Here is a 21,369-nt window from a genome sequence, read left to right as displayed (position 1 = left end):
AGCTCGTAGCACTACAGAGATGACGGGGACAACGACGGTCGATGCGACGATGAACTCGTTTCGCATCCTCGAGCGACTGGTCGCGTCCGACGAGGCGCTCGGAGTCACCGAACTCGCGGCCGACGTCGGGCTCTCGAAGGGCGTCGTACACACGCACCTCAACACGCTCGCGGAACTTGGCTACGTGACGAAGCGAGACCGGAAGTACCTCGCGTCGATGGGCCTGTTAGCCCTCGGCGAGGAGGTCCGGTCCCATCTCGGCGTGTTCACCGCAGCGAGACAGCACCTCGATAACTTGGCGCGGGTCACGGGCGAGGTCTCGACGCTGTTCGTCGAGGAAGACGGCGTCGGCATCTGCGCGTACATGGCTCACGGGCCAAACGACTGGGAGCCCGAGTTCGCGTGTGGAACCCGCATCCCGCTCCACATCACGGCTCCCGGCAAGGCCATGCTCGCGTCGCTCGGTCGTGAGCGCGTCAACGATATCCTCGACGAACACGGCCTCGATGCACAGACGGCTGAGACGATTACTGACCGGAACGTGCTTCGGGGCGAACTCCGAACGATTCGCGAGAACGGCATCTCGTTTTGCAGAGAAGAACAATCTGCGGGGGTTATTGGGGTGGGTACGTCGATTGCCCTGACTGAGCGCGCGCCAGCGGCGGCCATCGGCGTCTGCGGGCCGGCGAGTCGACTCACCGGTCGGTACCTCGAAGAGGACATCACCGGACAGGTCATCAGCACCGCGAAATCGATTCAGGTCGACCTGACGCGGTGAGTTGCGACGCTGTCGAGGGCGGCTTCGAAGCACTCGAGTGCCAGGTCGAGTTCCCGGTCGGTCACGTCGAGCGGCGGCAGGAATCGAAGCGACCGCTTACCGCAGCCGAGCGTGAGAAGCCCCTCGGACAGCGCGGCCTTGAGAACCGCGTCGCGACGGTCCTTGGTGTCGAATTCGACGGCAGTCATCAGCCCGAGACCACGCACGTCGGTGAGACAGGGGGTCCGCTCGGCGAGCCGCGAGAGAGCTGCACGGAGCTTCGTACCCTTCTCCGTGGCGTTCGCCATGAGGTCCTGTTCCTGAATGACGTCGAGCGTCAGCGTCCCCTGAATCGACGCGAGGATGTCGCCCGCACCCCACGTCGATGACAGTCGCGCTTCGGTGTCCGGGAACAGTTCTTCGTTCGCCACCGTCGCGCCGACGCGAAGCGCCTTCGCACTGGTGATGACGTCCGGTTCGAGGTCGTAGTGGTCCGAGGCCCACAGCTCGCCGGTCCGACCCACGCCGGACTGAATCTCGTCGGCGATGACGGGGATGTCGTGTTCGTCGCAGATGGCCTGCACCTCGCGCATGAATTCCTCGCTCGGGACGTGATAGCCACCTTCGCCCTGAACGGGTTCGAGGATGAGAAACGCGACCTGGTCGGCGGGGAGGTGACCGTGGGTGTCGTCGAGTTTGTCGCGCAGCGTCTCGAGACCCGCCATCGAGTACGGTACGTCGTGGATGCCGCTCACTTCGGGGAACGTGCGACGGTGGACGGACTTCGAGCGGTTGAGCGACAGCGCACCGAGCGTGCGGCCGTGGAACGCCCCGTCGAAGGTGATGCCGTACTTCGGAGTCTCGCAGGCGTCGTAACAGATTTTGATGGCGTTTTCGACCGCCTCGGCCCCGGAGTTCGACAGGAACACCGTGTCGAGATCGTAGTGGTCGGTGAGGTCGGTCAGGCGGTCCATGAGGTGGGCCGGTCCGGGCAGCGACGCCGTCTCGGGCGACCCACCGGTGCTCACGTAGAAGTCCTGGCCCGCGATTTTCATCGGGTCGACGAGGTCGAGGTCGTCGAGGCGGGACTGCAGTTCGGGGTTGTTGTAGCCGAGCGGGGCGGCCGCGACGTGGCTCGTGAAGTCCAGCAACACGTTGCCGTCGGGGTCGGTACAGAACGGACCGACGGCGTCCTTGGTGATGTCCCACACGAACTCGTAGACGTACGTGCTCGTCGCGGCGGTTGAGTGGTGATACTCGACCCACTCTGAGGCCTTCGGTCCCGGGAGCGACGTGACGGTCGGCTCGACTGAGTCTCGATCCATACGAACACTCTGATGGACAATGTAACATAAATCTACCTAGAAAGATGAGTAACGACCTCAAAATCATCACTCAGCAACCAATCGTCTGATTCTTTGAGAGAGTAGTTTGGTAATAACGAACTATCTCGGCGCGTGCGAACGCGTCGCAGGTCGCGAATCGGCGGCGGTTCGCGCCGAGGGAGCCCCTCGTGAAGAAACTCGCCACGCGCCGGCGTCACAGGGCGTTTGGCATCGTCAAAGTCCGGGTCATCGGGACGGGTCGAACGTGGTCGTTTCGAGGTTCACCTCGATGATGTTCGCCGCCTGCATCACGAGTTCGGGGATTTCCGACCGAAAGCGGTCCCCGGAGAGTCGGCTCGTCGGCGCAGTAACGCTGACCGCCCCGCAGACGTCGCCGTCGACGCCGCGAATCGGCGCGCCGATAGAGCGCATGCCGCGAAGTTCCTCTTCGTCGTTGACCGCGTAGCCTCGCTCGCGAATCCGCTCGAGTTCGTCGAACAGCCGGTCGGTGTCGGAGATGGTGTTGTCGGTCTGCTCGACGAGCCCCTGATCGTCGATGATGTCGCGGACGCGGTCGTCGTCGAAGTGGCCGAGCATCGCCTTCCCGGTCGCCGTACAATGGAGGTACTGCGGGGCCTCGCGCATCCGCAGGTGATAGTCCGTCGCGACCGCGTTGTCGCCGCGACTCTCGTAGATGGTCACCTCCTTGCCGCGGGAGACGACCGTCAGGTGGACGTACTCGCTGGTCTCGTCCGCGAGCTTGTCCACCTCGAGTTGTCCCGCGCGGTACAGCGGCGTCTCGTTGCGCACGGTTTCGCCCATCGTGACCAGTCGGAGGCCGAGGCGATAGCGGCCGTCGACCTTCGCCACGAATCCTTCTTCTTCGAGCGTCGCGAGATAGGTGTGGACGGTCCCCTTCGAGGCGTCGAGTTCGTCGCAGACGTCGCTGAACGTCGGGTCGGGCCGTCGCTGTATCGCGGCCAGAATCTCGCTCGCCGTCTGTACGGATTTGATTCGTCGCGGGCCGTCCGCGGGGCGACTGTCGTCCATACGAACCCGGACTCGGTGGAGTGCCATTAGTTCTGTTATATCAAACTACGATTCGACTGATAACGCCGTTTGTCTGCTATCGACGCAATCGTGTTTGTCTTTCCCAAACATTACGCGCCAAAATCTCCAAATAAAAATTTATATGGGACATTCATGATTGTTCGAGTGGTATGGATTATCAACCATCTGGCCGCCGCCGGGACGCACCCGCGGTGGGCCGGGTGCGAGCGCGCACGTATCGGCTTCCAACGACGGTCGGTGAACGCGGACCAACGGTATGCGCCGACCGCGCCGCCCCGGTCTCGGGCGGACTCGTCGGCGGAACACCGACGAGTCGGGCGGGCGATAGACGGCGACCGGTGGAGGTGCCACGATGGGGTTAGCGTTCGAGCCCCGCCTGTACGAGGAACTCGACGCCGACGAGCGACCGTCGCTGCTCGAAGCGTTGGTCCCCGTCTTCGGGATGCTCGTCTTCCTCGGTGTCGGCATCGTCGTCTACGGCCTCGACCCGCAGTTCCCCCTGTTATGGGGCATCACCTTCACCGGGCTGTTCAGTCGGTACTGGCTGGGCATCTCCTGGGCGGACCTCTACGACGGCATCACCGACAGCCTCCACATGGGGATTCAGGTTATCCTCATCATGTTCGTCGTCTACGCGCTCATCGCGACGTGGGTCGCCGCGGGGACGATTCCGAGCCTGATGTACTACGGCCTCGACCTGCTGACGCCGACGATATTCCTGCCCATCACGGCGGTGCTCGCGTCGATCGTCACGTTCGCAATCGGGTCGTCGTGGACGGCCGCCGGCACGCTCGGCGTCTCGTTTATCGGCATCGGCGCCGGACTGGGGATTCCAGCCCCGATGACCGCGGGTGCCATCCTCTCAGGAGCGTACATGGGCGACAAACAGTCGCCGCTTTCGGACACGACGAACCTCGCGGCCGCCGTCACGAACACCGACCTGTTCGACCACGTCAACGCCATGCGCGACAGTTCCCTCGTCGCGTTCGGCATCGCCGTCGTGCTGTACGCCGTCCTCGGCGTCCAAGCCTCCGGAAACATCCCGGTGGGACGCATCGCCGAGATTCAGGGCGCGCTCACCGGGTCGTACGCGATCTCGGTGCTCACCTTCGCCCCGCTCATCATCACGTTCGGTCTCGCGCTCTACGGCGTTCCCGCGTTGCCGGCGCTCGGCGCGGGCGTGTTCGCGGGCGCAATCACCTCGGTCGTGATGCAGGGAACCGCCTTCGGGGCCGTGTGGTCCATCGCGCAGTCGGGGACCTCGCCGTCGACCGGGATGGAACTCGTCGATGGCCTGCTGGCCAGCGGGGGTATGATCGGCGGCGCGTGGGTCGTCACCATCGCCATCGCAGCGCTGTCGCTCGGCGGGATGCTCGAACGCGCCGGCATCCTCGCCGTGCTTGCACACCACCTCGGCCGACTGAGCCGCGGTGTCGCGAGCCTGACCGGCGTGACCGCCGTCTCCGCGGTGTCGATGAACGTCCTCGCCGCCGAGCAGTACATCAGCATCGTCGTCCCGGGCATCACGCTCCGGAATCTCTACGAGGAACAGGGACTCCAAAGCGAGAACCTCTCGCGGGCCATCGAGTCCGCGGGGACGACCACGAGCGCGCTCATCCCGTGGAACAGTGGGGCGCTGTTCATGGCCGGTACGCTCGGCGTCGGGACCCTCGAGTACGCGCCGTACTACTTCTTCGGCCTGCTGTCGCCGCTCGTCTTGCTCCTCATGGGCGTGACCGGCTGGCAGATCACCTACCAACCTGGCGCGGCCCCCGATGACGCCGGCGACCGTCCCGGCTCGCCCTCGTCGACCGACGACTGACGAGGAACCGCCCCTACAGATTCTCGCCCGCGACGATTTCCTCGACTCGCCCGTGGTCGAACAACTGTTCGTCGGCCCCGAAGTCGGGGTAGTCGTCGCCGTCCTGGTAGGTCGGCCAGTCGCCGAACTGGTCGGGGTAGAGCTGTTTGGCGGTCATCTCGGTCTGGAACAGGTTCATGAGCGGGCCCTGCCACCGGGTACCCTGCGGGTAGACGCGGTCGTTCTGGACGGCGGCCAGTTCGCGGCCGACCGGGTCGTCCCGGAGGTTCTGTTTCAGCCCGTCGAAGTCGACGGTTTCGGTGACCGTCCACAGCGTGAGAATCACGTCAGGGTCGGCCTCCAACAGCGCCTCCATATCGACCTCCTGGAACGGCCCCGTGAACTCCTCGTCGCCGAAGGCGTCGACCGCGCCGAGCGGCCGCGTGTGAGCGTTCCAGTAGCCGGGCGCGTTCAGGCGAAGGAGATAGATGCTCGAGAGGTCGGTCGAGAGAGAGAGGTACGCGGCGGTCGGGCGCTCGGAGTCGCCCGGAAGCCCGTCTTCGACGGTGGTGAGCTGGTCGTCGCGGACGGACTGCAGGGCCTCGTAGCGCTCGCGCTCGCCGTACAGCGACGCGACGCGGTCGAACAGCTCCCAGAGGTCGTAGTGCTCGTAGCCGTCGGCCCACTCCTCCGGGGGCGCGGAATTAAAATTGCTGTAGTAGTTGCCGAACCACGGGCCGATGTTGTCCGCGACCTCGTCGAGGTCGGCTTGGCTCCAGTTGTCCTGCGTGGACACCCACGCGGGGTCGACGAGGTGGAGGTCGCTGTCGAGTTCGTACAGCCGCTCCTTCGTGAAGCCGTACTCGCCCGCCGCGTCGGCCCACTCGATTTCGAAGTCGTCGAAGCCGGCGGTGAAGTACTCCAGGCCCGCGACGGTGCCGTCCCACCAGAGGTTGTTGACGGTGTCGCCCTGTCCGAGCGCGCTCGCCATGTCCGGAAACCACGGGAAGTGGGTGAACACGTTCGTCGGCGGCTCGTCCAGTGTGACCGTCCCGACCGGCGACAGTTCGGCCTCGTAGCTCGATTCGGGCGTCGCGGTCGTCGTCCCGGCGGTGTCCGTATCGGTCGCCTCCGTGTTGGTCGCCGTCGTCGACGTCGCATCGCCCGACTGACCGGCGCACCCTGCGAGGAGTCCCCCACCGAGAAGTGCGCCACCGTACTTCACGTAGTCTCTCCGCGTCGGACCCGCGTTCTCGTCCGTCTCGTTCATACGAATTAGGGCCACCTAAACCAATATAGGTGCTTCGAAGTTTAGGCGGGGCTAAAAATTATTGGCACGAGCTGAACAGTCGGCTTACGACACCTCTCCGGTGATGATGTCGGCGACGCGCTGGTGGTCGAACAGTTGTGCGTCCTCGTCGTGAAGGGTCTCGATGCCGTCCCACGCGCCGAACTGTTCGGGATAGAACTGCTTGGCCACGATTTCGGTCTGGATGAGGTTGATGATCGGTCCCTGATACGACGTGCCGCCGCGGTAGAGCCGGTCGTTTTGGACCGCGGTGAGCTGCTGGCCGAGTGGGTGGTCGCGAAGCTGGTCCATCCGCGTCTCGAACTCGCTGTGTGAGAGACTGGCGAAGCCGTACGGGAAGACCAGGATGTCCGGGTCGGCTTCGAGCAACTGCTCGTAGTCCCAACTCGCGTAACTCCCGTCGATGTGGGGACCGAACCCATCGACGATTCCGAGGTCTTGATACTGCTTTTTCCCGTTTCCGGCACCGATGGGGTACGCGTCGAGCGACCCCTCCGAGAAGTCGGAGAACGACGAAATGAGGCCGATTTCGGGGCGCTCGCTCTCCGGGGGGAGCTTCGCCTGGATGTCGGCGATGAGCGTGTCGTGGACCGTCCGTATCCCCTCGTAGCGCTCGCGTTCGTGGAACACCTCGGCGACTTTCTCGAACGCCTCGTACAGCGAGTAGTACTCGTAGTCGTGCCAGTCCTGGCCGTGCCGCCGGATGTAGTTGCCGACCACCGGGCCGACGTTCGACGCGATTTCGTCGAAGTCCGCGGCCGAAAAGCCGTCGTGTTTCAGGCTGACGAAGTGGGGGTCGAGCAGATGCACGTCGGCGTCGACTTCGTAGAACACCTCTTTGTCGAACGTCCCCGACGAGAGCTGACGAACGCCATCGAACGAGACGTCGACGCCGGGAAGCGTGTCGTAGAACTGCAGCGGCCACCCCTCGCGGTAGACGAGCGCCTCCAGCGAATCGAGTTTGCCGAGGGCGATGCCCATGTCGCCGTAGTTGCTGTAGTACGCCATCCATGTCTCCGGAACGGCGTCGAACGCAACGTCGCCGGCGGGAGCCATCGTCACCGTGTACGACGTGTCTTCCGGCGTGGCCGTCTCGGTTGCCGTCGGTGTCGCGGTCTGCGTTGCGGTCTCAGTCTGCGTCGCGGTCGAGTCGCGCTGCGAGCAGCCGGCAAACAACCCGCCGCCGAGGACCGCCCCACCGTACTTCACGTAGTCTCGTCGCGTCGGACCTCCGCGTCCGTTGTCATCTGTTGGCATGCATTTTTAGGCTCGCCTAAACTAACATAATCACTTCGGTTCCGCGGTGTTGGCCGCCGCTGCTGTCGCGTCCCACCCAGCGCGGCCGCTCGAAGTGTGTTCGGCATCGCTTCTCAGTTTGGGGGTGTCGACACGGCGACGCCCGGTATTAGCCGAGTTAGGGTTCCGACACGGCGACGACCTGCTTGCCGATGTTGTCGCCGGAGAACAGGCCGAGGAACGCGTCGGGCGCGTTCTCCAGCCCGTCGACGACGGTCTCGCGGTGTTCGAGGTCGCCCGAGGCGACCCACGACCCGAGCTGTTCGCTCGCCTGGCCGAATCGCGTCGCGTAGTCGCCGACGAGCAGTCCCTGCACCTTCGCGCGCGGCGCGATGAGCTGTGGGAGCTTTCGCGGGCCGGTCGGCACGCCCTCGTCGTTGTAGTGGGCGATCTGTCCGCAGACGGCGACGCGGGCGTCGAGGTTCAGCTTCGTGAACACCGCGTCGGTGATGGGGCCGCCGACGTTGTCGAAGTAGACGTCGACGCCGTCGGGCGCGGCGTCGTCGAGCGCCGACCGGTAGTCGTCGACGTCCTTGTAGTTGATTGCGGCGTCGAAGCCGAGGTCGTCGGTGAGCCACGACACCTTCTCGTCGGAGCCCGCGAAGCCGACGACGCGACAGCCGTTGAACTTGGCAATCTGGCCGACGACGGAGCCGACCGCGCCGGCCGCGCCGGACACGACGACCGTCTCGCCGGGCGAGGGGTCGCCCACCTCGAGCAGGCCGAAGTACGCCGTCCGGCCGGGCATCCCGAGCACGCCGAGATAGGCGGGGAGGTCCGCGACCGAGGGGTCGACGGGCGCGACCTCGCTGGCGTCGAGGACGGTGTAGTCGGCCCACGTGCCGTTGCCGGTCACGAAGTCGCCGGCGTCGTACGCCTCGCTTTCGCTTTCGACGACTTCGCCGACGACGCCGCCCTGCAGCGGCTCGCCGACCGACCACGGGTCGGCATAAGACTCCGTGTCTCGCATCCGGCCGCGCATGTACGGGTCGACAGAGAGGTATCGCACGCGTACGAGGAGTTCCCCGTGTCGCGGGTCCGGGACCTCTCCCTCGCGGAGTTCGAAACTGTCCATGTCCGGTTCGCCCTCGGGGCGCTCGGCAAAAATCCACTCGCGGTTCGTCTCTCGCATACTCGAACACCAACCCCCGACGGTAACGACGGTGTTGCTTCCAGCAGCACCGTCCGGTTCGACGGGGCGGTGTTGGGTGGCGAGGAACTGTCTGTCGTTTTGCGCTGTCTGAGCGCGGAGCGGACGTCAATCGCCGTGTCCCGTCTGCAGAACCGTCGACTCGATCGTGTCCAGAAGGCCAGCGATATCGACATCTTGGTACGGTGCGAAACTGACGGAATACAAGGTTCCATCCGAGTCTTGGGCGATGAGTAATGCTTCCGGGTCGAAAAAGTACACCTGTGCCCAGCACTCTTTATTTGGGATATTCAGATCTAAATTAACCCGGCGGAACGCCAGTTCTCGGGCACCGTCTGTCAGTTCCTGTTCTGTGTACTCGGCGAGTGCGTCATCATCGGCGTACAAGAGTCTGGCTGCATCTCCATCGTACATGCCGACGAACCGGAGTTTGTCTCCGAGTCGATGGGTTACTGTTTCGACGAGCCGGCTGCTTGTCTCAGTCGTCGGATCGGGGTCCTGCCACTCCACCTGTAGAATGTCCGTACGGAGATGCTCCCACGCCTCCTCACCGAAATCAGTCAGCCCGTAGTACCGTCCAACAGTTCGCTCTTCTGGCGCGTGGAGTTCCACGATGTCCTCCTCGCGTAACTCCGAAATCGCCCTGGAGAGATGTGACCGTTGGAGCGCCGTGTTTTCTGCGAGTTCGGTTGGGGTCGCAAGGGTAGCTCTCGCCAACCCCTTTAGCACGTGCTTTCGGTATTTGGAACTGAGGACGAACGAGCGTGCCGCTTCGATCCTGTCTCGTTCCATTATCTCATATACAGCGAGCCGGTGTTATAGGCCATGTGTTGGTATATTTTCACATGTGTACCAGTCCGGTACCAGAACGAATATACTCTGGTACACGGAGATAGAAACGATGGACAGCATCAGTTCAGGAATCCCCGGGCTGGATACGGTTCTTCATGGAGGGTTTGCCAGGGGAAGAATGTATCTGGTGAGAGGCGAGCCAGGTGCCGGAAAATCGCTGCTTGGTGCACATTTCCTCGAAGCCGGTCTCGAGGCGGGTGAATCGGTTGTCTATATGCACGGTGAAGAATCGAAAGCGAACGTCTTGCTGAATGCGAAGCAAGTCGATATCGACATTTCTGGGGCGCATTTTCTCGACCTCGGCCCGGAAACCGAGTTTTTCACCGAAGACCAATCGTACGATCTCGTCGAGCCGGGTGATGTACAGTCGGAACGACTCACCGAAGACATCATGCACGCGATCGAGGAGTACAATCCGTCACGCATACTCATCGATCCGATAACGCAGCTCAAGTATATCGAGACAGACCAGTACCAGTACCGTAAACGCCTCCTGTCGCTCATGCGGTATCTCCGTGACCGAGAGACGACAGTCGTCGGGACACTCACGACCAGAAGTGACGACAGCGGGAACTGGCCGGAGGACGCCGAGTCGCTGAGTGACGGACTGCTCGATCTCACAAATGGAGCTGCTGGACGCCGATTCGAAGTGAAGAAACACCGCGGGCTCGGTCAGGAGGCTGGGACACACGGACTTGAGATCCGCGCGCAGGGGCTCGAAGTATATCCACGGATCGCCCCCCAACAGCGAACAACGCCGTTCGACCCGAACGTCCTCACTTCGGGGAACGACAGTCTCGATGCACTGCTGGGGGGCGGTATCCGAGAGGGCTCTGTAACGTTCATTAGCGGCCCGAGCGGCGTCGGGAAGACGACGACTGGAACACAGTTCTTACACGGCGTTGCCAGCCAAGGCAAAACCACCCTCGGGTTCCTCTTCGAGGAGTCGACGGACCAGTTCAGCTACCGTGCTGAAAAACTCGGGACGCCTGTCGGGGACCTCGTCGATCGCGGGCTGTTGGAGCTACACGGTATCGAACCGCTCGTACGCTCGCCTGAAGAGTTCGCACAACTCGTGCTCGATGCCGTTGAACGACGGGATCCAGAGGTCGTGCTGATCGATGGCATTGCGGGCTACAAGATGTCGATTCGGGGTGATGACATGCAACTCGTCCGACGGCTTCACACACTCACACGGACGTTGAAGCAGCGAGATATTTCGGTCATCATCACAGACGAAGTTGGCAGAGTGACCGGGGTTGAGTCGCCGACGAGCGCAGGTGCCAGCTACCTGGCGGACAACGTCGTGTTTCTGTCGTACGTCGAGCAGGCAGGAGGGATGGAACGGATGATTGGCGTGCTGAAAAAGCGCCTCGGCGATTTCGATAACCAGTTTCACCGGTTCACGATCGAAGATGCACAGGGGCTGCAACTGCACGGGCCCTTTGAGACGGCCCCAGACATCACTCGCGGACTCTTCGACGAGTGAGCTGTCCCACGACTGTTTGGCGGTCTTAACTGATGTTTGAGACGAGACACGACGAGACGACGGTTCAGTTGCTCGTGAGTGGTGAACAAGACCAATCAGCAATCCGCGACCTGCTGTTGTCGGAGTACGATGTCGTCGTCGACGACGAGATTCAACCCGCGTCGTGCTACCTGATTGAAGACCGCCTCCTCCCGAAATACGGCTCTCAGCTATTAGCGCACAAACAGGCCGAACATCCGACGTTTTGTCCGGTCGTGGTGATCAAGCGTCAGGACTCCTCGTTCAGCCTCGGGGGTACACAGCAGGTGTGGCAGCGAGAGCAGGCCGTCGTCGACGATATCGTCGCTGCACCGATCAACGAGCAGGTCCTCAACTATCGTCTCGAAAATCTCTGTATCCGACGGGTACAATCTCGAAAGCTGACGACCCAGTACGAACAAATCGAAGCGCGATACGAACGGCTGTTCGAGTCCGCAGAGGAGGCCATCATCGTCGTCGATGTCGAGTCGAACGAGATCGTCGAGTGCAACAGGGCCGCTTGCGAACTCTTCGGCTACTCCAAGTTCGAACTACAGCGACTCGACCCGTCGGGCGTCATCCAGTTCGAAGACGGCTGTGAGTTCACCGAGTTCACCGAGCACCTCTCCCAACAGGACGCTGGCGTCACGAAAACACTCATCTGTACCACACAGTGGGGACAGAGCGTCCACGCCGAGGCCTCTGCAGCGGCGATCGAAAACGCCGAACAACAGTCGGTGCTGCTGTTAATTCGAGACATCTCCGAACGGGTCCGGCGACAAAAGCAGATCCGTGTACTCAATCGGGTGTTGCGACACAACATCCGAAACAGCATAAACGTCGTCAGCGGGTACGGCGAACTCATCTCCGAATCGACGGCCGACGACGACGTCAGTGCGTTCGCAGCGAAGGTCGTCGACCGCTCCAAAGAGTTGCTCGATCTCAGCGAGAAGTCCAGAACCGTCAGTAACGCGCTCCAGGCGGGAGATGAGTTACAGTCACTTGACGTCGTTGCGGTACTCGACCGAATTCGAGCAGCGCTCTCCGACGAGTATCCGCATGCGCGAATCGAGCTGACCGCCCCTGAGAGTGCGCACGTCTTCGGAAACTCGTATCTGCAGACCGCGCTGTACGAACTCTGTGAGAACGCGATCGTCCACTCGACGCAGGACGCGCCGCTCGTCGACATCTCCGTAACTGAGGCACAATCAGCCGTAACGGTTCGGATCGAAGACCGTGGAACCGGTATCTCCGAACAGGAGCTTGCGATGCTCGAAGGCGAAGAGACCGCGTTACGTCACGGGAGCGGGCTCGGTCTGTGGATGGTGAACTCCGTCGTCGACGGTATCGGCGGCGAGCTCGATATCAGCACCGACAGCACTCGGGGAAGTGTGGTCACGGTCTCGCTCCCGCAACCTGCGGACTGAGTCGCGCTGTTCTCGCGGACCACCTTCGCCGACCCCAGCCCCTATCTGGCCCGGCCGACTACGCGACGGCGAACCATGCAGGTCGCAGTCATCGGCGCGAACGGCGGTATCGGACGACAGCTCCTCCCCCGACTCGCGGACGCCGGCCACGACCCCATCGGCGTCGTCCGGGACGAATCGCAGTTCGAGGCGGTCCGCGACCGCGGTGGCGAGCCGCGACTGGGTGACCTCGAAGGCGACTTCGAAGCGGCGCTCGATGGGGCCGACGCGGTCGTGTTCACCGCCGGCTCCGGCGGGTCGACCGGCGCGGACAAGACGCTCATGGTCGACCTCTGGGGCGCTCGACGGGTAGTCGACGCCTGCGTCGAGGCGGGCATCGACCGCTTCGTGATGGTGAGCTCCATCGGTGCTGGCGACCCGCTCGCAGGCCCCGAGCCCCTACGCCCGTACCTGGTCGCCAAGCGCTGCGCGGACGACTACCTCAAACAGTCGTCGCTCGATGCGACGATTCTCCGCCCCACGAGGCTTACCGACGCGGACGGCACCGAGGCCGTCTCGCTGACCGTCGAGAGTCTCGACGGCGACACGCCCGAGATTCCGCGGGCCGACGTGGCGCAGGCGGTCGTCGCCTGTCTTGACATCGACCGGACGGTCGGCGAGACGCTGCATCTCACGGGTGGCGAGACGCCCATCGAACGGGCGCTCCGCGGAGACGACTGAGTTGGGATTATCTGAATAGTGACACCCAACACAAGCAATAGAAGTGCAATAAATAAACAATAGTGAGATAGCGGAGTCAGTTTTTGCTGATACAGATAGAGTAACAAACCCGGAAATCCAATACTTCTATTGGGGATTCGAAGTAGATTCAGACAGGTAGTGGCTACTATCTGCAGTTTAATATTTTGTACGCACAGTCTCGAGAATGGTACGCTAATATAAAAATGCACAAAAATAGCACAACTATATTGATTCTCCACCTAACTATATCAGAAGATACAGTCAAGAAACGTGGTCAGCGAGAAGTGGCAACCACGTAAGAGGACATCCCACAGTCTGTGCTGTGGGGAAGAGACGACAACTGTCCTCGGGAGTAAAATCGACGAGTGGTACGTGTTTCTCCCGGCTACCAGTTACCGGTCGGTGTCTTGTATTGACGATTGTACATCGATGTGCCTAGTTGTTGATGGTGTCGCCGACAGCAACGTTACGAGTCGCGAGCTGTTGGACGACGAAGAGCGTGATAATCACGCCAGCGCCCGCGTACTGAACTGTCGAGTTGGGGTACACCATCGTGAGGACACCAACCACGAAGAACGCCACTCGAGTGCCGAGTTGCGCCCATTTGCCGTAGCCAAAGCGGTAGTTGATTCCGTGGATGATGCTAATACCGCCCAGCAAGATGAGCAACCCGGTGAAGACGGCACCGCCGCTGAGTACCCCTGAGACGATGACAGGGTGGTAGATGAACGAGAACGGCAAGACGAACAGTGGGGCGGCGACTTTGATGGCTTCGTAGCACGTCTCGACGAAGTCGGCATTCGCGATACCGGCGGCGACCGCGGCACACGTCGCAATCGGTGGCGTGAGTCCCGAGAGAATCGCGCCGTAGAAGACGAAGAAGTGGGCAGCCAGGTCTGGGACGAGGAAGCGACTGACGAGCGTCGGGGCCACGAGGAGTGCCACAACGGTGTAGGCGGCAGTCGTCGGCATCCCCAACCCGAGGAGGATACAGATTACCATCGAGATCAAAACAGCGACGAGCATGATGCCACCCGAGATATCCATCATCGAGAGGGTGAGGATTCCGGGGACGCCCGTAGTCATGAGAATGTCAACAACGCCGTTGATCGCCGCGAGGATAATGGCGATGGGTGCCGTGATGATCGCACCGCGCCGGAAGCCAGCCACCGTGTCCGAGAGCGTCTCTCGAGTCGCGGCCGTCACCGAGCGCGACTCGTACGCCGCCTGGAAGACGGGGAATGTGATGCCGGTGATCAACATCGTGACCGCGGTGTACAGCGCGGACGTCATCACAGTTAGCTGAATGACGCCGAGCGTGTACACCAACACGCCGAATGGGATGATGAACTTGACCGTGTCGACGAGGGTGTCCCGACGAGTCCGGTCTTCCAGCTCGTCGAGGACGGCGTCGACGTCGATCGAGTCGAGCTGATTGCTCGCGATGTAGTGAACCGCGAGAATTATACACACCATCATGATCATCGCCGGAATGAGCCCCGCGGTGATGACGGTCACGTAGCTGATGCCGAGAAGCGAGGCCATGATGAACGCCCCCGCACCCATAACTGGTGGAAGAACCTGCCCAGTCGTGGATGCGACCGCCTCAATCCCCCCTGCTGTCGAGGGCTTGATGCCGTTTTCTTTCATCATCGGGATTGTGAATGACCCGGTCATCCCGGCGTTTGCGGTCTGTGAACCGTTGATCGAGCCGATAACTGCACTTGCGACGACAGCGGTCTGTGCAACGCCCGAGTCGATGTACTTCGACGTTCGGACGGCTCCACGGAAGATGAGGTCGAACGCACCGTAGCTCTCCAGCAGCCCCGCATAAAGCAAGAAGAGCGCGATCCACGCCGCGACTAACTGAGTCAGGAAGCCGTAGAAGCCGGTGATATCGAGTGCGAGCAAGAGGAGCAGTCGGCTGTAGCTCAACCCGCTGTGCCCGAGGATACCGGGAATCAGATCACCGAAGTAGCCGTACAGGAGCGCACCCACAAGGATGCTAAGGAACGTCAGCCCGAACGAACGCCACGAGAGGTAGACAATTGCTGCAAGGAATGCAGCTGCCAAGGCGTACTCGTGTGGAAACGCGTAGCCAACACGGTCGATGTACAGTTCCCTGAAGTGCAGGTTGACGTAGACGGTGATGGCAATGGTGATTACCAACGACCCGAGTAACAGGGCTGCGTCGAGATAGTCCCGATCAGCGATGACGTCTTCGAGTTCGTTGAGGATGTACACCCCGATTGCACCGGCAATGAACAGGACACCATACTGTGCCCGCGGCATCGACACGGTGTAGGCATAGAAGATAACGAGTGCCCACAACGCGAGAGCAGCGAGCGTTACCGTCCCACCCACCGCGTCTTCCAGGTCTGTTGATCTCAATCGCTGGATACGTCTTGCTACCATGGTTCACTCTCACAGTAGATTCAAACATATAAATTAGTTATGGTAGGCTCAGTCATATGGCGACGTCTCGCGTGACAGCAGACAAACGAATCCGCACCTGAGACGTCCGAGTACATCGGCTCTCAGTTTCCGGGGAGCGTGACTGAAGTCGTTGGGAGGCAATCTCAGCTGACGAAAACGGGAGTGGGGCAGGTTGCAGGCTGTCGGGCGGTCAGGAACTAGGCAACGATGACTGGACACTCGGCGTCAAGCAGGACGCCCTGTGTGACGCTCCCGAAGAGCACTTTCCCAACCGGAGAGCGACTGGCGGGCGCCATGGCAATCGCATCGGCGTCACAATCCGCTGCAGTCTGTACGACCGTCGCCGCTGGGTCGCCGTGAGCCGCCTCGAACGTCCAGTCAATTCCGTGCTCGTCCAGTTTCTCGCGGGCGACAGTTACGCTCGATGGCGGATCGTACTTTTCGAAGAGTTCCTCCGACGTCACGTGTCCACCGCTGTCGTCGATTGCATCGAACTCCTCGAACACGTTGAGGATCGTGACGGTGACGGCTGACTCGGCAGCGGGGAGGTCGGCAACTGCGTCGACGGCGGCTGCCGTCCGGTCTTCATTCCCGTCGACCGCAAGTAGCACGTGATACATGGGTTACTCGAGGAGTCGTTCTTCGAGGTCGCCCACAACATCCAGCGTCGTTGCCGAGCCACCGATGTCCGGGGTCCGCGGTGCGTCCGAATCTGCTAGCTGTGCACCGACGCCGTCCCAGAGCGTCTCGGCGAGGTCGTCCTCTTCGAGATGCTCGAACATCAACGACATCGACAACAGCATCCCGACCGGGTTCGCGATGCCTTCTCCCATGATATCGAAGGCGCTCCCGTGAACCGGTTCGAACATCGAGGGGAACTCCCCGCTTGGGTTGATGTTCGTCGACGGGGCCATCCCAAGACTCCCGGAGATGATGCCACCGATGTCGGTGAGGATATCGCCGAACAGGTTAGATGCGACGACGACGTCGAACTCGTTGGGACGACGAACGAAGTCCATACTCCCGGCGTCGACGAGGAGTCGTTCGACGGTGATGTCCGGGTATTCCTCGCTAACCTCCTCGACGATTTCGTCCCAGAACACCATCCCGTAAGCCTGTGCGTTCGACTTCGTGATGTTGGTTAGTTTTCCACTCCGCTCTGTCGCGGCCTCGAACGCGGCCCGGACGATCGCTTCGGTCCCCTCGCGTGTGTAGACCGCTGACTGGACTGCGACTTCGTTCCCGAATCCTTGGTGTTCGCGTCCACCGACGTCGGCGTACTCGCCTTCGGTGTTCTGCCGGTAGACAACGAGATCGATATCGCCGCCCTCGTAGCCACGAAGCGGGCTTTCGACCCCATCAAAGAGATACGAGGGGCGCTTGCAGATGTGCTGGTTGAATCCCTTGGTGATCGGGAGGCGAAGGTTACGGAGCGTAACGTGATCCGGCACGTCTGGGTGACCCACCGCACCGAGCAGAATCGCGTCAAACTCTTTGAGCGTCTCCAAACCGTCGTCGGGCATGAGCGCACCCTCTTCGAGATACCGCTCGCTTCCCCAGTCGAACCACGTCGTCTCGATCTCGACGTCGTGGGCCGCAGCAAGTTCGATGAGAAGTGGCTCGGTTGCCTCTGTCACTTCAATTCCGATACCGTCGCCTGGAATCACCGCTATGTCATACGACATCGGTCCGATTGATGCTCTATCTTGATAAAAATATTTGGGTGGCGACCAACCAAGGGGGTATCTCGCTCTCAGGCCGACTACCACAGGACCGACCCCCTGACGATAATTTGAGTACCAATCAAATATTGGAATTAACAACAAGGTTTATCATCGATGTACATGAACGTCAAGAGCGGATGTCTAAGCAAGCACACAGCGCACGGACTAGACGGAGTATTCTCAAAGCAGCCGCTGCGGGTGCCGGGACCGTTGCAATCACCGGCTGTCTCGGTGGCGACAGCGAATCCGACAGTGGGTCTGGCAGTGGATCCGGCGGCGATTCAGGGTCGGACGGCGGCTCGAGCGATGATTCGGGTTCGGACGGTGGCTCAGGTGGTAGCTCGTACCAACTACGGATGGGCGGCTCCTCACAGGGGAGTACGGCGTTCAACTCGATGCAAGCACTTGCTCGAGCACTCAACGAGCACAGCGACTCCCTCCGAATGACCGTCGAGCAGACCCAGGGGAACGTCGCCAACATGTACCAGTACGACCAGGGCAACATCCCTGCCATCGCGACGGACAACAACACGATCAACAAAGCGGTCAACGAAACGGACCGATTCAACGATGAACCGGTCGACAACATCGGCTATCAGTCGTTCCGGTTCAACGGTCTCGACATCTTCTGGGTTGCCGTGGAAGGCTCTGGAATCGAATCGACCGCAGACTTCGCGGGGAAAACCGTCTACCCGATTCAGCCGGGCTTCGGGACGCGACTACTCACCGAAGAGGTGATGCGAGTCGCCGGAATGTGGGAGGAAGTCGACATCATCAACGTCAACACGAGCGACATCCCTGGTGCGATCGAAGAGGGACGCGTTGACGCTGTTGCGGTGTACGGGTCGAATCGCGTCGAACTGACTGGCTGGGCAAAGCAGATCGACGCTCGAAACGACGTCTATCTCGTCGATGTCGCCGACGACTTCAAACAGGCCATCGAAGAGGTCGGCGGCGCACGTTTAGCCGAAATCGAGCCGTACGGGTGGAATCAGGAGGTCACGAAGGTTACCGACTCGATCGTCAGCTGGAATCTTGACCTGCAGTGTCTGCTCGGCCCGGAAGTGCCAGCAGACGCCGCACACGAACTGGCTCGGATCAGTCACGAACACGGCGAGACGATCCGAGAGGCCGACCAGACGTACGCTGACCACTCTGACCCGGCAGATATGGCCACCGCAGTCATTCCAGAACATCCGGTCCACCCGGGTGTTGCTGAGTTCTACAAGGAACAAGACGTGTGGGACGACTCCTGGACCGTCGGCGACGAAGCGTAACGAAACCAAACTGACGGACGTTTCGTTTTTTATGATAGTCACCGATTGTACTTCGTACTCAGTATGTTCGTATATAAAGTTCCGTATCATGGCACACACTCGATGCTGATTGGCGGCCAGTATGGGGTCTCACTTCGTTGCGTTCGAAGACGGATGGATGGACACGCGAACAACCGTAATGATTGTTGAGTGAATATGTGTGGGTGTGACTCACACGAACACTACGTGTGTACGGCGAGACACGCGCGCCAATCCGAAGTGAGACTCCGAGTGTTCTGTTCCACATTGTGAAACTTTATGTGTCATCGCTGAGAATCACGACTAACGGAAACACAAACCATGAAAACGACACACAAGCTGTTCAGGATTATCGAGGAACTACGAGACCGAAACGGGGCTCGAGTATCGGAACTGGCGACGGAGTTAGAGCTGCCCAAGAGCACGGTTCACCGGCATCTCAAGACACTCGAGGAACGAGAGTACGTGATGAAGACGGGAGATCTCTACTATATCGGCTCCCGGTTTCTTTACATCGGTATGGGTGTAAACAACCGACACGAGGCGTTCGCTCAGATCGAACCGAAAGTCAAAGCACTCGCCTCGGAAACTGACGAACGTGCTCAGTTCATGATCGAAGAACACGGTTACCTCGTGTACATCTATCGAGAAACCGGAGAACACGCCGTTCAGACGAACACGCAGCTCGGAAAGCGAATGCCAATCCACGCGACCTCCGGCGGAAAAGCGATTCTCGCTCAACTGACCGACGACCAAATCGCTCGCATTATCGAGCGTCATGGGCTCCCAAAAGTCACCGAGAACACCATCACGGACGAAGACGAGCTCTACGACGAACTCCGCGAGATCAGAGACGAGGGCGTCAGTTTCAACGATCAAGAGTATATTGAGGGTCTCCGGTCCGTCTCAGTTCCAGTTATCAAGCCGAACGGACAGCCGTTAGGTGCGATCGGTATCTCCGGTCCACAGAACCGGTTCAAAGGTGAATTCTACCGCGAAGAACTGCCAGACAAACTCCTGGGTGTCGTCAACGAGGTCGAGCTCAATATGAAATACCAGTAGACGACTGCCGTGCGGGTGAAGCGATGTTCGTGCTATACATTACAAAGATATCGTTGTAATCCCTTGCTACATAATCTATCATCGACGATCATATCCCACGAGATGGAACTTTATATAATACGTGTTGTTGCGTAGATAGATGCCGACCGGCTCGATGCTGGGTCACGATTGAGACATTCTCGTGCGGACCACGGCCCACGAAGGGGAAACACAGAATGTCGGGTCTACCCACGGGAAGTCCCGGGGCTTGACCCCGAGGCGGTTCACGTCGACGTGATGACCATCACACGAAGATCGTTTACATTTGTCCCGGTCGGCCCCGATCGAAGAAGTGCCTCAGCGGCCTCAAGGTGTGGATAGACGTCGTTTTGTGCGAGCCCAGCCTGTGCACTCTCCTGGTCGTCAAGTAGCTCGGCATCGACGAGTGCCCCAGCGGCGTCGGTATTGCCGTCAATGCCATCCGTATCAACCGCTCCAACGACGACGCCCGCCGCATCGAGTTCGAGTGCAGCACTCAACGCGAACTCTTGGTTTGGACCGCCATGTCCGTCGCCCGAAACGGTAACCGTCGCTTCGCCTCCAGAAAGGACGACCGCTGGTGGTTCGACCGGTCGTTTCGCGGCGAGTGCTTCCTCTGCGAGACCGACGTGTACTTTCGCGATTTCGCTCGCTTCGCCTCGGACATGTGATGACAAGATCATCGGCTCGTACCCGTGTTCGTGAGCGACTTCAGCGGCACTCTCCAACGCAGTTCCGTTATCTGCCAAGACGTGAACGTCCACACTAGCGAAAGCCGGGTGGTCTTCTGTAGGCGTTTCTGGGTGCCCCCCTTGGCAGCCATCTTTGAGGTGGCGCACAACCGGTTCAGGCGGTTCGATGGTGTAGCGGTCGAACACCGCTTGTGCGTCGCCATATGTCGTCGGATCCGGCGAGACGGGGCCGCTCGCGACTGCACCTAAATCGTTCCCGACAACATCGCTGAACACGAGCCCGATGACATCCGCTGGCGAGGCAGCGACCGCGAGACGGCCGCCCTTGATTGCTGAGAGATGTTTTCGAACCGTATTGATCTCTCCAATCGTCGCACCGGCCCTGAGAAGTGTCTCGGTGACTGCCTGTACGTCACTAAGAGTGAGTGTACCCGCTGGGGCAGGAAGGAGAGCGCTCCCCCCACCCGTCACGATACTGAGCACGAGATCGTCTGTCGTCGCGTCCGACGCGAGCTCCAATAGCTCGGCGGTCCCCGAAACGGCGGACCCATCTGGAATCGGGTGAGACCCCTCGACACAGCTGACCCTCGAGAGCGAAACAGGATCGTCTGTCACGACCAGTCCGTCGTCGATTCGGTCGGACAAGCACGTCTCGAGGGCCGCAGCGACGTGGCCAGCGGCGTTACCACCACCCAACACGAGCAGGCGGTCGTAGTCGTCGAGGTCGTAGTCGTGCTCACCGACGTGTAACGTGTTGTCTACTACCGAAACAGTCCGCTCGATAACCGACTGCGGGTGTGCAGCGCGAATCCCCGCCTCAAGGCAGTCGAGTACGAGTTTGTGTTCGGATGTAGCTGCAAGGGCAGCCCGATTTGCAAACATCAGTGGATACTCTCAACCAAGAAC

At 60.8% G+C, this 21,369-nt stretch carries 17 protein-coding genes; 7 read left to right on the top strand and 10 right to left on the bottom strand.

Annotated features, from left to right (window positions below):
- Window positions 1-19: 19 nt before the first annotated feature.
- The gene (locus tag C5B91_RS08945) at window positions 20-778 is read left to right on the top strand and encodes an IclR family transcriptional regulator (RefSeq protein WP_115819666.1); all 759 of its coding nucleotides are present in this window, start codon (window positions 20-22) and stop codon (window positions 776-778) included.
- On the opposite strand, the gene C5B91_RS08940 is transcribed toward C5B91_RS08945, so the two are convergent.
- Together C5B91_RS08940 and C5B91_RS08935 are read right to left on the bottom strand one after the other, a co-directional pair.
- Complete coding sequence (locus C5B91_RS08940) at window positions 757-2,082, bottom strand: aspartate aminotransferase family protein (RefSeq protein ID WP_115819667.1); 1,326 nt, start codon at window positions 2,080-2,082, stop codon at window positions 757-759. The genes C5B91_RS08945 and C5B91_RS08940 overlap by 22 nt on opposite strands.
- Window positions 2,083-2,328: 246 nt before the next feature.
- Window positions 2,329-3,132 (bottom strand): IclR family transcriptional regulator, encoded by an 804-nt coding sequence (locus C5B91_RS08935; RefSeq protein ID WP_008096093.1) that lies wholly within the window; start codon window positions 3,130-3,132, stop codon window positions 2,329-2,331.
- A 373-nt stretch (window positions 3,133-3,505) separates the two neighbouring features.
- On the opposite strand from C5B91_RS08935, the gene nhaC reads away from it, so the two are divergent.
- Window positions 3,506-4,975, top strand: coding sequence for a Na+/H+ antiporter NhaC (gene nhaC / locus C5B91_RS08930; RefSeq protein WP_115819668.1), 1,470 nt, complete (start codon window positions 3,506-3,508; stop codon window positions 4,973-4,975).
- Window positions 4,976-4,988: 13 nt separating this feature from the next.
- Here the strand turns inward: nhaC and C5B91_RS08925 are convergent, their stop codons facing one another.
- The 4 genes from C5B91_RS08925 to C5B91_RS08910 form a co-directional block, all read right to left on the bottom strand.
- Window positions 4,989-6,224, bottom strand: coding sequence for an ABC transporter substrate-binding protein (locus C5B91_RS08925; RefSeq protein ID WP_115819669.1), 1,236 nt, complete (start codon window positions 6,222-6,224; stop codon window positions 4,989-4,991).
- Window positions 6,225-6,308: 84 nt separating this feature from the next.
- Window positions 6,309-7,520, bottom strand: a complete 1,212-nt coding sequence (locus C5B91_RS08920; protein ID WP_115819670.1) for an ABC transporter substrate-binding protein — start codon at window positions 7,518-7,520, stop codon at window positions 6,309-6,311.
- 157 nt (window positions 7,521-7,677) lie between these two features.
- Window positions 7,678-8,691, bottom strand: a complete 1,014-nt coding sequence (locus C5B91_RS08915; RefSeq protein WP_115819671.1) for an NADP-dependent oxidoreductase — start codon at window positions 8,689-8,691, stop codon at window positions 7,678-7,680.
- 126 nt (window positions 8,692-8,817) lie between these two features.
- Window positions 8,818-9,501: a transcriptional regulator gene (locus C5B91_RS08910; RefSeq protein ID WP_008096103.1), complete on the bottom strand. Its 684-nt coding sequence runs from the start codon at window positions 9,499-9,501 to the stop codon at window positions 8,818-8,820.
- Window positions 9,502-9,610: 109 nt separating this feature from the next.
- On the opposite strand from C5B91_RS08910, the gene C5B91_RS08905 reads away from it, so the two are divergent.
- The 3 genes from C5B91_RS08905 to C5B91_RS08895 all read left to right on the top strand — a co-directional run bounded on the left by C5B91_RS08905 (window position 9,611) and on the right by C5B91_RS08895 (window position 13,215).
- On the top strand, window positions 9,611-11,050 hold the full coding sequence (locus C5B91_RS08905; RefSeq protein ID WP_081909217.1) for an ATPase domain-containing protein: 1,440 nt from the start codon (window positions 9,611-9,613) through the stop codon (window positions 11,048-11,050).
- Window positions 11,051-11,082: 32 nt separating this feature from the next.
- On the top strand, window positions 11,083-12,495 hold the full coding sequence (locus tag C5B91_RS08900) for a PAS domain S-box protein (RefSeq protein ID WP_115819672.1): 1,413 nt from the start codon (window positions 11,083-11,085) through the stop codon (window positions 12,493-12,495).
- Between the two features lie 75 nt (window positions 12,496-12,570).
- Window positions 12,571-13,215: an SDR family oxidoreductase gene (locus C5B91_RS08895; protein ID WP_008096110.1), complete on the top strand. Its 645-nt coding sequence runs from the start codon at window positions 12,571-12,573 to the stop codon at window positions 13,213-13,215.
- 456 nt (window positions 13,216-13,671) lie between these two features.
- Here the strand turns inward: C5B91_RS08895 and C5B91_RS08890 are convergent, their stop codons facing one another.
- The 3 genes from C5B91_RS08890 to C5B91_RS08880 all read right to left on the bottom strand — a co-directional run bounded on the left by C5B91_RS08890 (window position 13,672) and on the right by C5B91_RS08880 (window position 17,357).
- Window positions 13,672-15,651 carry a TRAP transporter fused permease subunit gene (locus C5B91_RS08890; RefSeq protein ID WP_081605230.1) on the bottom strand — a complete coding sequence of 660 codons (1,980 nt, stop codon included), beginning with the start codon at window positions 15,649-15,651 and terminating at the stop codon, window positions 13,672-13,674.
- A gap of 218 nt (window positions 15,652-15,869) precedes the next feature.
- Window positions 15,870-16,292 carry a universal stress protein gene (locus C5B91_RS08885; RefSeq protein ID WP_004975953.1) on the bottom strand — a complete coding sequence of 141 codons (423 nt, stop codon included), beginning with the start codon at window positions 16,290-16,292 and terminating at the stop codon, window positions 15,870-15,872.
- A gap of 3 nt (window positions 16,293-16,295) precedes the next feature.
- Window positions 16,296-17,357 carry an isocitrate/isopropylmalate dehydrogenase family protein gene (locus C5B91_RS08880; RefSeq protein WP_049905139.1) on the bottom strand — a complete coding sequence of 354 codons (1,062 nt, stop codon included), beginning with the start codon at window positions 17,355-17,357 and terminating at the stop codon, window positions 16,296-16,298.
- Window positions 17,358-17,533: 176 nt separating this feature from the next.
- Between C5B91_RS08880 and C5B91_RS08875 the strand changes: the two genes are divergently transcribed.
- On the top strand, window positions 17,534-18,673 hold the full coding sequence (locus C5B91_RS08875; RefSeq protein WP_255409914.1) for a TAXI family TRAP transporter solute-binding subunit: 1,140 nt from the start codon (window positions 17,534-17,536) through the stop codon (window positions 18,671-18,673).
- A 339-nt stretch (window positions 18,674-19,012) separates the two neighbouring features.
- Complete coding sequence (locus C5B91_RS08870; RefSeq protein ID WP_004975960.1) at window positions 19,013-19,753, top strand: IclR family transcriptional regulator; 741 nt, start codon at window positions 19,013-19,015, stop codon at window positions 19,751-19,753.
- A 263-nt stretch (window positions 19,754-20,016) separates the two neighbouring features.
- Here the strand turns inward: C5B91_RS08870 and C5B91_RS08865 are convergent, their stop codons facing one another.
- Window positions 20,017-21,345 carry a glycerate kinase gene (locus C5B91_RS08865; protein WP_115819673.1) on the bottom strand — a complete coding sequence of 443 codons (1,329 nt, stop codon included), beginning with the start codon at window positions 21,343-21,345 and terminating at the stop codon, window positions 20,017-20,019.
- Between the last annotated feature and the right edge of the window lie 24 nt (window positions 21,346-21,369).

Source organism: Haloferax sp. Atlit-10N, assembly GCF_003586325.1.
Classification (GTDB): Archaea; Halobacteriota; Halobacteria; order Halobacteriales; family Haloferacaceae; genus Haloferax; species Haloferax prahovense.
The sequence above is the reverse complement of the archived record's forward strand: the minus strand, read 5'-3'. Positions and strand labels throughout refer to the sequence as shown.